This is a genomic window from Microbacterium aoyamense (assembly GCF_023155855.1).
GTDB lineage: Bacteria > Actinomycetota > Actinomycetes > Actinomycetales > Microbacteriaceae > Microbacterium > Microbacterium aoyamense.
Map to the genome: position 1 here is coordinate 1,004,924 of NZ_JAKNUT010000001.1, position 11,825 is coordinate 1,016,748.

General features: G+C 68.4%; 11 protein-coding genes. 9 read left to right on the top strand and 2 right to left on the bottom strand.

The window, feature by feature from the left end; genetic code table 11:
• Positions 1–2 precede the first annotated feature (2 nt).
• Genes MA876_RS05205 through MA876_RS05220 form a run of 4 tightly spaced genes read left to right on the top strand, consistent with a single transcriptional unit; the run spans position 3 to position 2,483 of the window.
• Positions 3–590: a nucleotide exchange factor GrpE gene (locus MA876_RS05205; protein ID WP_248146669.1), complete on the top strand. Its 588-nt coding sequence runs from the start codon at positions 3–5 to the stop codon at positions 588–590.
• A 3-nt stretch (positions 591–593) separates the two neighbouring features.
• A complete protein-coding gene (locus tag MA876_RS05210; protein ID WP_248146671.1) occupies positions 594–1,577 on the top strand; it encodes a DnaJ C-terminal domain-containing protein in 984 nt (327 codons plus the stop codon).
• A 23-nt stretch (positions 1,578–1,600) separates the two neighbouring features.
• Complete coding sequence (locus MA876_RS05215) at positions 1,601–2,065, top strand: heat shock protein transcriptional repressor HspR (RefSeq protein ID WP_248146673.1); 465 nt, start codon at positions 1,601–1,603, stop codon at positions 2,063–2,065.
• A 4-nt stretch (positions 2,066–2,069) separates the two neighbouring features.
• Positions 2,070–2,483: an MmcQ/YjbR family DNA-binding protein gene (locus MA876_RS05220; protein ID WP_248146675.1), complete on the top strand. Its 414-nt coding sequence runs from the start codon at positions 2,070–2,072 to the stop codon at positions 2,481–2,483.
• On the opposite strand, the gene MA876_RS05225 is transcribed toward MA876_RS05220, so the two are convergent.
• Positions 2,465–3,844: a DUF2252 domain-containing protein gene (locus MA876_RS05225; protein WP_248146677.1), complete on the bottom strand. Its 1,380-nt coding sequence runs from the start codon at positions 3,842–3,844 to the stop codon at positions 2,465–2,467. The two genes, MA876_RS05220 and MA876_RS05225, sit on opposite strands and share 19 nt — an antisense overlap.
• 57 nt (positions 3,845–3,901) lie before the next feature.
• On the opposite strand from MA876_RS05225, the gene MA876_RS19255 reads away from it, so the two are divergent.
• Positions 3,902–4,972, top strand: coding sequence for a DUF998 domain-containing protein (locus tag MA876_RS19255; protein WP_248146679.1), 1,071 nt, complete (start codon positions 3,902–3,904; stop codon positions 4,970–4,972).
• Positions 4,973–4,975: 3 nt separating this feature from the next.
• On the opposite strand, the gene MA876_RS05235 is transcribed toward MA876_RS19255, so the two are convergent.
• Entirely contained in the window at positions 4,976–6,811 is a 1,836-nt protein-coding gene (locus MA876_RS05235) for an alkyl/aryl-sulfatase (protein WP_248146681.1), read from the bottom strand.
• Between the two features lie 117 nt (positions 6,812–6,928).
• Between MA876_RS05235 and MA876_RS05240 the strand changes: the two genes are divergently transcribed.
• The 4 genes from MA876_RS05240 (at position 6,929) to MA876_RS05255 (ending at position 11,823) form a co-directional block, all read left to right on the top strand.
• On the top strand, positions 6,929–7,678 hold the full coding sequence (locus MA876_RS05240; RefSeq protein WP_248146683.1) for a potassium channel family protein: 750 nt from the start codon (positions 6,929–6,931) through the stop codon (positions 7,676–7,678).
• A 63-nt stretch (positions 7,679–7,741) separates the two neighbouring features.
• Complete coding sequence (locus tag MA876_RS05245) at positions 7,742–9,070, top strand: DUF1254 domain-containing protein (protein ID WP_248146685.1); 1,329 nt, start codon at positions 7,742–7,744, stop codon at positions 9,068–9,070.
• Positions 9,071–9,140: 70 nt separating this feature from the next.
• On the top strand, positions 9,141–10,235 hold the full coding sequence (locus tag MA876_RS05250; RefSeq protein ID WP_248146687.1) for an AI-2E family transporter: 1,095 nt from the start codon (positions 9,141–9,143) through the stop codon (positions 10,233–10,235).
• Positions 10,236–10,341: 106 nt separating this feature from the next.
• Positions 10,342–11,823 (top strand): arylsulfatase, encoded by a 1,482-nt coding sequence (locus MA876_RS05255; RefSeq protein WP_248146689.1) that lies wholly within the window; start codon positions 10,342–10,344, stop codon positions 11,821–11,823.
• Positions 11,824–11,825: the final 2 nt, after the last annotated feature.

Here is an 11,825-nt window from a genome sequence, read left to right on the forward strand (position 1 = left end):
TCATGACCGACAAGGACTTCGACAACGACGAGGTCCGTCCGGACGACGCGGGGTCGGAGGCGAATGTCTCCGACCCCGCGTCGCACGAGGACGAACTGACCGTCGACGACATCCTGGGCGCCGCGCAGACCGACGAGGCCATCGTCGGCGACGAGGCGGTCGATCTGCCGCCCGAGGCGGCGGGCTACCTCGCCGACCTCAAGCGCCTGACCGCGGAGTACGCCAACTACCGGCGTCGTACCGAGGAGCAGCGCGAGGTCGAGATCGAGCGTGCGAAGGGCGCCGCGGCGAAGGGCCTCGTGCCGGTGCTCGACGACCTCGACCGCGCCGAGAAGCACGGCGACCTCGAGGCGGGCTCGCCGTTCGCCGCGATCGCCGAGAAGGTGCGCGCGGTCGCCGAGCGCATGGGCGTCACGGCCTACGGTGCGGCGGGCGAAGCGTTCGATCCGCAGCAGCACGAGGCGATCTTCCAGGTGCCGACGCCCGGCGCGACCGAGTCGACGATCCTCGAGGTCGTCGAGGTGGGCTATCGCCTCGGTGCCATCGAACTTCGTCCCGCAAAGGTCGTCGTCGCAGTTCCGGGGGAGTAGACGATGGCCAGTCAGGACTGGTTCGACAAGGACTTCTACAAGACGCTCGGCGTCTCGAAGGACGTCTCCGAGGCCGACCTCAAGAAGACCTACCGCAAGCTCGCGCGCAAGTATCACCCGGATTCGAATCAGGGGGATGCCGCAGCCGAGGCGAAGTTCAAGGAGGTCAGCGAGGCCTACTCGGTGCTCAGCGACTCCGAGCAGCGCGCGGAGTACGACCAGATCCGCGCCATGGGCGCCGGCAACGCCCGCTTCACGGCAGGCGGGCAGGGCGCGGGAGGCTTCGAGGACGTCTTCTCGCGATTCGGCCAGCGGGGCGGCCGCCAGGATCCGCAGGACTTCGAGGACATCTTCTCGATGTTCGGCGGTCAGGGCGGGTTCGGCTCGGGACGCTTCGGTCAGTCGACGGGCGGGTTCCGCGGCTACGGCGGCCCGACCCGCGGCGCGGACGTCACGGCCCGCACGACGATCGACTTCGTCACGGCGACGAAGGGCGAGACGATCACGCTCCAGGGCGAGGACGGCAAGCCGTTCAAGGTCAAGATCCCGGCCGGGGTCTCGGACGGCCAGAAGATCCGCCTTCGTGGTCGCGGTCGCCCGTCGCCCGACGGCGGCGAGACCGGCGACATCGTCGTGCAGGTCGCGGTGCGCCCGCATCCCGTCTTCACACGGGACGGACTCAACCTGCGCGTCGTCGTGCCGGTGACCTTCACCGAGGCGGCCCTCGGTGCGACGATCGAGGTGCCGACGCTCGGCGGAGACCCCGTCAAGCTGCGCGTGGCGCCCGGCACGCCCTCGGGCCGCGTTCTGCGCGTCAAGGGACGCGGGGTCGAAACGGCCAAGGGCACGGGCGACCTGCTCGCCGAGGTTCAGGTCGCGGTGCCGTCGCACCTCGACGACGACGCCCGCGAGGCTCTGCAGAGGTTCCACGACCTGGAGCCGAAGGAGAACCCGCGCGCCGACCTGATGTCGAAGGCCCGCGGCTAGGACGATAGGCGGGAGGTGGAGGCATGAGTGACGACGACATCGACGAGAACGCCCCGATCTTCGCGATAGCGGTGGCAGCAGAGCTCTCGGGCATGCATCCGCAGACCCTTCGCCAGTACGACCGGCTCGGGCTCGTCGTCCCGAACCGCACGCAGGGCGGCTCGCGTCGGTACTCGCTCCGTCACGTCGAGCAGCTGCGCGAGGTCGCCCGCATGTCGGGCGAGGGCATCGGCCTGCCGGCGATCACCCGCATCCTCGAACTCGAGGACCGCGTGCGAGAACTGCACGGCCGCGTGCAGGAGCTGGAGACGCGCGTGCGCGACGAGCTCGAGCGTCGCCCCGGCGCCCGGGTCTTCGCCGCCGGCGCGACCGGTTCGGTCGTCTCGATGCGGCACGGCACCCGGGTGCGTCGAGCGACCGAGCTCGTCGTGTGGCGCCCGCGGCGACAGCTCAGCCCCCCTGCACAAGAGTCCGACGCCGAGGAATGATCCTGTGGCGACCTTCGACGACGTCCGCGCCATCGCGCTGAGTCTGCCCGAGACGCACGAGGCTATCGAGGGCCACGGCGGCGGCGCGATGTGGCGCACGAAGAACGGCGGTTTCGTGTGGGAGCGCGGGCCGCGCAAGAGCGATCTCGCGGCCCTCGAGAAGCTCGGCCGGCAGTGGCCGGCCGGGCCCACCGCTGCCGTGCGGACAGACGGGAACGACGAGAAGGAGGCGCTGCTGGCATCCTTCCCCGACGTCTTCTTCACGATCCCGCACTTCGACGGATTCCCCGCCGTGCTCCTACGGCTCGACGCGATCGACGTCGATCAGCTGCGCGAAGTGATCACCGACGCCTGGATCGTCAAGGCCCCCAAGCGGCTCGCGAAGGAGTGGCTCGCCGCTCAGGGACTCGGGGACTGAGCCGCGACGAACGCGTCGTAGTCCTTGCGCGAGAGCGCGGCGTACGCGATCGCCCACTCGAGCAGCGCCTCGCCGACGACGCGGCCGTTGCCGATGTACCCTGCGACGACGGCGGCGTTCGCCGACTGGGAGTGCGCACGTGCGAGCGTCGCGGCGCACGACTCCGCGTATACGCGGAATGGCCGGTCGTCGAGTTCCTCGGTCTCGATGCCGCCCTTCATGTCGTGGAACTGCCGCACGTAGAAGTCGCCCTGATACGCCTGCAGGTGCCCGAGGAAAGGATCCGAGACGGCCTGCAGGATTCGCTGCAGTGCGACGACACGGCCGCCCTCGCCGTACTGCGCGACGTGCTCGACGAGTGCCTCGGGCTGCGCGATGCCGCCGTACTCCTCGAGCACGCTGCGTCCCGCCTCCTTGCCCTGGAGGATCAGGGCATTGCCCTCGCCGTCCTGCATGAGCACGAGCGTGCACAGTGTTCCGACGCTGCCGACACCCACGACGCGCCGTGCGATGTCGGACACCGTGTAGTTCGTGAGCAGCATCCGGATGTCGACGTTCGCCGACATCGCGTACGAGCGCACATTGTCCCGCAGGCGCTCCTCCTCCGCGTCCGAGCCGTGCACCATCGTCGGCGGCTGCTCGACGAACACCTTGCGTCCGTTCGGCAGCGTCTCGGTGAGCTTCTTCGTCGCCCGGTCGCCCGTGCGCTTCTCGGCGTCGCGGATCGCCTCACGCAGCACTCCGCGCGTCTCGCTGTCGGCGCTCTGCGCCACCGCGTTGACGTCGAAGTGCTCGAAGAACCGCGTGAGGGGGCTCTGCTTCGCCGTCGCAGCCATCGAACGCGCGTAGGTGCGCACGGCGGCGAGCGCGGCATCCATCACGACGTCGTCGTCACGTGAGGTCGCCTGTCCGCCGATCACGATGCTCGTCACCAGTCGCTTGACGTCCCATTCCCACGGCGCCCATGCGGCCTCGTCGAAATCGTTGAGGTCGAACGCGAGCGTGCGCTGCGGTGAGGCGTAGAAGCCGAAGTTCGCGACGTGCGCGTCGCCGCAGGAGGGGACGAGGATGCCGCTGTGGGTGTCCTTCGCGAGGTCGGCCGCCTGAAGAGCCGCCGTGCCGCGGTAGAACGCGAAGGGGCTCGCGGCCATGCGCTCCATGCGCAGGGGGACCAGCTCGGGGACCCGCGTGGAGTTCTGACGGTCGAGGATGCCGAGGGGGTCACGCTCGCCGACGGTCAAGCGTGAGAGGGTGCTGCGCGGTGTCCGCTGGCGGGCGGCTCGCCCCTCGGCCATCCGCTCCGCGACGGTCGGGGGCATCGCCCACGAAGCCTCGAAGGCGTTCTGCGTGGTGTCGCTCATGTCGACATCCTGGCGCACCTATCGCCCTCGAGCACGGGGGAGCGCTAATCTCACCCCGTGATATCACCCTCTGCTCCGGCGTCGCGCCGTGAATCCCGCCTCCTTGCCGCAGCGTCGGGCGACGCCGATGTCGCGGGGGAGCGTTCGCTCGAGACGCTCGCGCTCGGCGTCGGCGCGGCATCCTTCGTCCTCTCCGCGGTCATCGCACTTTTCGTCTTCGGGTTTCAGGATGCGCCGATCTCGGGTCCGGGGTCGGTCGGGCAGTATGCGGCGATCGCCTCCGCCGTCGTGGCGATCCTCGCCTTCGTCGCTGGTCGCCTGCTGATCGGCGCGGGCGGCAGGTTCCACTGGCTGGACATCGTCGATATCGCCGCCCTCGCGTTCGCGCACGCGATCATCGCTCTGCTCACGTGGACCCTTCTCGCCGTCATCCTCGAGCAGGGCTTCATCGGTGCCGAGGTCTTCGCGCTGCCCGTCCTCATCCTGTCGGGCGCCGTCGCCGCGGTGACCGGGTACGTGGTCTTCTACTCTGCAACGCACATGGATCTGCAGCTGCTCGCCGTCGTGCTGGCGGTCTTCCTCACCGAGGGCGTCATCGCGAGCATGCTGACGGCGAGCGACCCGAACTGGTGGAAGGACAACCTGAGCGCACTCGGCATGACGAACGACCTGTCGGCCATGACCTTCAACCTCACGCTCATCGTCGCGGGCATCATCGTCACGACCCTCGCTCGCTACACGGTGCGCGGCATCCCGACCCCCAACCCTCACGGTCTCGCGCGCGTGCGGACGTGCCTCATCCTCGTCGGCATCTTCCTCGGGCTCGTCGGCGTCTTCCCGGTCGATCAGTTCTTCGCCATCCACACGGGTGTCGCCTCCGGCATGGCGGTCGTCTACGGGATCCTCGTGTTCCGGCTGCACGCATGGATCCCCGACCTGCCCCGCGCCTTCCTCGTGCTCGGCTGGGTGTTCACGGCCGTCATCGTCGTGCTCGCGGTCTTCTTCGCCGTCGGGTACTACACGCTCACCGCCGTCGAGCTCGTGGCCGGCATCCTCATCTTCGCCTGGATCATCCTCTTCATCCGCAACGCCGCCGCCCTGCAGCAGGACACCGGCGGGGCGGTGTGAGCGTCAGGGGAGGATGATCTCGAAGTCGGGGTCGCCCGGGTCGAGCACTGACAGCACCTGCTGGAGCACCGACGCGTCGCCGTCGAGGGTCATGCCCGCCGCGACCGCGCCGTCGACCGAGCCCGCAGCAAGTGCGCCGATGGCGGCCTGCGGCACGGTGGCGGTGAGCGTCACGTCTCCCTTGCCGCTCGGCACGGCCACGAGCACGCCGTTGCGCAGCGTCACGCGGAACGTTTCGTCGGTGTCGGGGAAGACCCAGCGCATCGCGATGTCGAGGTCCCACGCCTTCGGCCCGTCGACCTGGATCGCGAGACCGTCGAAGAAGAGCGCGGGCGGCAGCGCCGCGAGGATGTCGGGGGCCGAGGTCACCGTCGGGGTGCCGAAGCTGCCGTCGCGCAGCTCTTTGGCGCCCGACAGGTAGACGTCGCGCCACGTGCCGTTCTCGGATCCGTAGCCCAGCTGCTCGAGCGCGTCGGCGAGCAGCGCTCTGCCCGCCGCGTGAGTCGGCTCGGCGAAGACGACGTGATCGAGCACCTGCGCCGTCCAGCGATAGTCGCCGGAGTCGAAGGACTCACGTGCCTTCTCGACGACGGCATCCGCCCCGCCCATGAACTCGACATACTTCTTCGCGGCGTCGACGGGCGGGAGCGCCCACAGCCGGGCAGGGTTGCCGTCGTACCAGCCCATGTAGCGCTGGTAGATCGCCTTGACGTTGTGGCTCACGGAGCCGTAGTAGCCGTGCGTGCTCCACGACGCGTCGAGCGCGGGCGGCATGACGAACTCCTCGGCGATCTCGATGCCGGTGAGGCCCTGGTTCAGCATCCTCAGGGTCTGGTCGTGGAGGTACGCGTACATGTCGCGCTGTATCGAGAGGAACTCGCGGATGTTCTCGATGCCCCATGTCGGCCAGTGGTGGGAGGCGAAGACGACGTCGGCCTCATCGGCGAAGGTCTCGATCGCCTCGCTCAGGTACTTCGCCCACACGTTGGGGTCGCGCACGACCGCGCCGCGCAGCGTGAGGAGGTTGTGGAGCGTATGGGTCGCGTTCTCGGCCATGCACAGGGCCTTGCGGTCGGGGAAGAAGAAGTGCATCTCGGAGGGAGCCTCTGTGCCGGGCGCCATCTGGAACACGATCCGCACGCCGTCGATCGTGCGCTCCTCGCCCGTCGTCGTGATGAGGTCGGTCGGCGGGATGAGCGTCACCGTGCCGGTCGACGTCGTCTGACCGAGACCGGCGCCGACTCCGCCCGTCGCGCTGCGATCCAGCGCCGCCCCGTACATGTAGCCCGCGCGGCGTGCCATGGCGGTTCCCGCGTAGACGTTCTCGGCGATGGCGTGCTCGAGGAACCCGTCGGGTGCGATGACCGGCACCTTGCCGGCATCCACGTCCTCCTGGGTCGTGACGCCCTTCGCGCCGCCGAAGTGGTCGACGTGGCTGTGCGTGTAGATGAGGCCCGTGACGGGACGGTCTCCGCGATGCTCGCGGTACAGTGCGATCGCGGCTTCGGCCGTCTCCTCCGAGATGAGCGGGTCGATCACGATGACGCCCGTGTCACCTTCGACGAACGTGATGTTCGACAGATCGAAGCCCCGTACCTGGTAGATGCCGGGCACGACTTCGAAAAGGCCCGCCATCGAGACGAGTCGCGACTGGCGCCACAGGCTCGGGTGGACGGTGTCGGGCGCCTCGCCCGCGAGGAAGTCGATGTACGCCTGACCGTTCCATACGACGTCGCCCGCGGCGTTGCGGATGACGTTGGGGTCGTGCGTCGCGATGAGCCCGCGGGACGCGTCTTCGAAGTCGCGCGTGTCGTCGAAGGGGTAGATGGTCTCGGGCATGGGGGCTCCTCGAGAGGGGATGGATGCCGCGGCCGCGGCACTGTCGACGCTATCCGAGTCGGGGGTACGGCGGAACGTCTTCTGCGCATCGACTCGGCCCGCGGCTACAGTGCGATCATGACCGATGCGCGCCCCGCCGATCCGGCCGTTATCCCCCTCAAACCCGGGGAGACGGCGGCGACTCACCGGTGGTCGCAGCTCATGTACTGGCCGCTCACGTTCGCGGCGATCCTGTTCCTCGTCGCGTACACGGTCCACGTCATCGGCGACTTGAGCGGCACCCCCGCGCTCGTCGCGGAGAGCATCATCGGTGCGGTCTGGCTGCTGTTCATCGTCGACTACATCGGTCGTCTCATCCTCGCGAGTCCCCGTGCGGCGTGGTTCCGGTCGCACCTTGCGGCGCTGTCGATGGTGCTCGTCCCCGCCATTCGGCCCGTCCGGCTGCTCGACACCTTCACCCGCGTGTTCGGTCGGTCCGCGGCATCCAATCTTCGCGCCAAGCTCCTCATCTACGGTGTCGGCTCGGCGCTTCTGCTCATCTGGTACATCTCCCTCCTCGTCCTGCAGTTCGAGCGCCACGCGCCGGGCGCGACGATCAAGACGTACGGCGACTCCGTCTGGTGGGCGTTCTGCACCGTCACCACGGTCGGCTACGGCGACTACGTACCGGTGACCCCCATGGGCCGCATCGCGGCGGTCGTGCTGATGGCGGGTGGCGTCGTGCTCGTCGGCCTCATCGTCGCCACGATGTCGTCGCTCGTCTACGAGCGTGTCTCGAAGGATCCGAAGCCGGAGCTGCCCGTGCCCATGCTGCACCTGCGTCGGAAGAAGAAGTCGGTGCACGACGCCGACGCGGCGTCGGAGTAGCGCGCATCGATATCGCCCGCGACGGGTGACGTCGCCGGAGTGGCGCGTCGACAGAGTGGACCCATGACCACCCTGAGTCTCGACGACCTGACCGAACTCGCCGAAGAGGCGTACTCGTACTTCTACCCGCTCGTGACGATGGATGCCACGCGCCTCCAGCTGACCGACCCGGCCTCGACGGGCGGTCTCGCGCACGCCGCACCCAACACCCTGGGGCACGTGCGAGCCTTTCCGCCCGCCGACTTCCGTGCCGTCGTGGCGCCCAACTTCGACACCCTCTACTCGAGTGCGTGGCTCGACCTCTCCGACGGTCCATTGCTCCTCGAGGTGCCCGACAGCGGGGGACGCTATTACCTGATGCCCTTCCTCGACATGTGGACGGATGCCTTCGCCGTGCCCGGCAAGCGGACGACCGGCACAGGGGCCGGGATGTTCCTCATCGTCCCTCCCGGCTGGGAGGGCGATGCCCCGCACGGCGCGTCGGTGCTGCGCGCGCCGACGCCGGTCCTGTGGATGATCGGCCGCACCCAGACCAATGGCCCCGCCGACTACGCCGCTGTGAACGCGTTCCAAGACGGACTGAAGCTCACCCGGGCGGCTGGGGGTGAGCCGTCGCACGCATTGCGCGCGTCGGTGGCTCCGGCATCCCTCAATCGGCAGGAAGAACCGCTGGCCGCGGTGAACGCACTCCCGGCGACGGACTTCTTCGGCTACGCATCCCGACTTCTGGCGCAGTACGCGCCGCACTCGACGGACTTCTCCATGCTCGCGCGGCTGAAGGCCATCGGGATCGCCCCCGGCGAAGAGTTCGACGCGTCACGCTTCGACTCCAACGAGATCGCGGCCCTGGAGAAGGGTGCGAAGGCGGCGCTGCAGCTCCAGCTCAGCCGGCTCAACACGATGGCTCGCGTCGCGAACGGGTGGGCGCTCAACACCGACACGATGGGCGTGTACGGCAACTACTACCTCAAGCGCGCGATCGTCACGATGATCGGCCTCGGCGCGAACCCCGCTGAGGACGCCGTCTATCCCCTCCTCATCGCGGATGCCGCGGGCGACCCCGTCGTCGGCGAGAAGGACTACGTGCAGCACTTCGAGGCATCCGACCTCCCGCCGGTCAACGCGTTCTGGTCGACCACGATGTACGACCACGACAGCTTCCAGGCGCCGAACCTCCTGAACCGCTTCGCGCTGGGCGATCGCGACGCGCTGCACTACAACGCCGATGGCTCGCTCGATGTGTTCTACGGCCCCACCGACCCGGGCGGGGAGCTCACGGCGAACTGGCTTCCTGCTCCGGCAGGACCCCTGCGAATCATCATGCGGCTCTACTCGCCCAAGCCGTCTGTTCTGAACGGCACGTGGGCTCCGCCGCCGGTCACCGTACGCTGAGCCGGCGAGGGGCGAGGCGCCGGCGCGCGCCGTATGCGCATGATGCGGCGCGCGCCGATAGCCTGACGACGTGAAGCGCGCTCCCGAGCCCGTCCCCGCACCGCAGCCCGTGCTTTCGCCGACGCTGCGGGTGCTGCTCGGGCTCGCCGCCGCGGTCATCGCCCTGGCAGGGCTCTCGTTCGCGAGGGAACTCGTCGGCCCGCTCGCGCTCGCGGCCGTCATCGTCATCATCTGCCACCCGCTGCGGCATCCGCTCGAGCGGCGCGGATGGCCGTCGTGGACCGCGACGACGGCCGTCATCGTGCTCGCCTACGTGATCCTCGCGTTCCTGGTCGCCCTCCTGTGGTTCGCGGGAACGCAGTTCGTGCGCCTCGTCGCCGACTACGCCGACGAGCTGCAAGCCACGGCCCAGTCGGTCATCGCGTGGCTGCAGTCCGCGGGGCTCGACGATCAGGCGGCGGATGCGACGGGCGCGCTGCTCGAACCCGCGAATATCGCGGCGTTCGCGGCGTCCCTGGGCGGCACGGTGCTGAGCGTGCTCACCGCATTCTTCTTCGTCCTGGCGTACGTCATCTTCATGGCGGCCGACGGCTCGCGGTACGCGCGGGCCGAGGCATCCTTCGGCGCGTCGATCCGCCCGGTCGTGCGTCGGTTCCAGGCGTTCAACACGGGCGTCCGCCGGTACTACGTCGTCAACGCGATCTTCGGGGCGATCGTCGCGATCATCGACGGCCTCGCCCTGTGGGCGCTCGGGGTTCCGGCTCCGGCCGTGTGGGCGATCCTCGCCTTCGTGACGAACTTCGTGCCCAACATCGGCTTCGTGCTCGGGCTCATCCCGCCCGCTCTGCTCGCGCTCGTCGTGGGCGGCTGGCCGATGATGCTCGTCGTCATCGCGATCTACTGCGTCGTGAACGTCACGCTGCAGGTGCTCATCCAGCCGAAGTTCGTGAGCGACGCCGTCGACCTGAGCCTCACGCTGAGCTTCTTCTCGGTGATCTTCTGGACCTTCATCATCGGGCCGCTCGGTGCGATCCTCTCGATCCCGCTGACCCTCCTCGTGCGGGCGCTGATCCTCGAGGGCGACCCCGGCAAGAGATGGCTGAGATGGCTGTCGGGGGATGCCGCGGCCGCCCGCGAGCGCCGACTCGACGGAGTCGTGGACTGAGGGCGCCGGCCCCGCCGCGCCGACCGGGTCAGAGCCCCTCTGGCGCCTGACGGGTCCGACCGTTACGTTCGGACGTGACCACGGTGCACGCGAGGAGGGACGGCGAATGACCGACAAGCCCAACATCATCCTGTTCATGTCCGACGATGTGGGATGGGGTGATCTGGGTTGCTACGGAGGCGGTGAGAACCGCGGCGCACCGACGCCGAATCTCGACCGTCTCGCCGCTGAAGGTCTCCAGTTCATGTCCTTCTACGGGCAGCCCAGTTGCACGCCCGGTCGTGCCGCGGCGCTGACGGGACGACTGCCGATCCGCAGCGGCATGACGACCGTCGCGTTCCCCGGGCAAGGCGGTGGGCTCCCGGCGGCGGAATGGACGCTCGGGAGTGTCCTCAAGAAGGCCGGCTACGACACCTGCCAGATCGGAAAGTGGCACGTGGGTGAGGCCGACTACTCGTTGCCGATCGCGCACGGCTTCGACGAGATGTACAACACGACCCTGTACCACCTCAACGCGTATACCTACACCGACAAGGCCTACAACCCGGACTTCCCGTTCGACGACCCGGCGACGATGAAGATGTGGGGCAATGTCATCGGCGCCCTCGAGGGAAAAGTCGGGGAGCCCGCTCGCGAGGTCGAGAAGATCGACTCCAGCAACATCCCCCTCATCGACGAGAAGTCCACCGACCTCGCCCTCGACTACATCCAGGACCACGCCGAAGGTGAGAACCCGTTCTTCCTCTACCTGAACACCGCGAAGCTCCATCAGCCGAACCTCCCGCATCCGGACTTCGAAGGCGCGTCGATGGCGAAGTCGAAGTACCTCGACTCGCTGGTCGAGCTCGACCATCGCGTGGGTCAGGTCATCGACAAGGTCCGCGAGCTGGGCATCGCCGAGAACACGCTCGTCGTGTGGACAACCGACAACGGTGCATGGCAGGACGTGTATCCCGACTGCGGGTACACGCCGTACCGCGGCACCAAGGGCACCGACTACGAGGGTGGCAGTCGCGTGCCGGCGATCGCGTGGTGGCCGGGCACGATCGAAGCGGGCCGTCGCAACTCCGAGATCGTCGGGTCGCTCGACCTGATGGCGACCTTCGCGAGCATCGCCGGCATCGAGCTTCCCACCGAGGACCGCGATGGGGAACCGACCATCTTCGACAGCTACGACCAGACCGCGCTTCTGAAAGGCGAAGGGCCGTCGACGCGCGACCACTGGTTCTACATGACCGAGACGGAGATGATCCCCGGCGCGATCCGACTCGGCAAATGGAAAGCCGTCTGGAACATCCGGGACGGCTGGCGCGGACCTGCCTCCTACACCGCGATCGTTCCCGAGCTGTTCGACCTCTGGCAGGACCCGCAGGAGCGGTACGACATCTTCATGAACAGCTTCGCGGAGAAGACGTGGCAGCTGCCCCAGATGGCCGATCGCCTCCTCGGCGTACTGCCCAGTTACAAGAAGTACCCGAACCGGCCGATCCAGACCGCGGGCATCAGCTACGCGATCTTCGAAACCGACGACGCGCAAGTACAGGAGCAGCTCGCCAGGATGATGCACGGACTCTCAGCCTCCAACTGAAG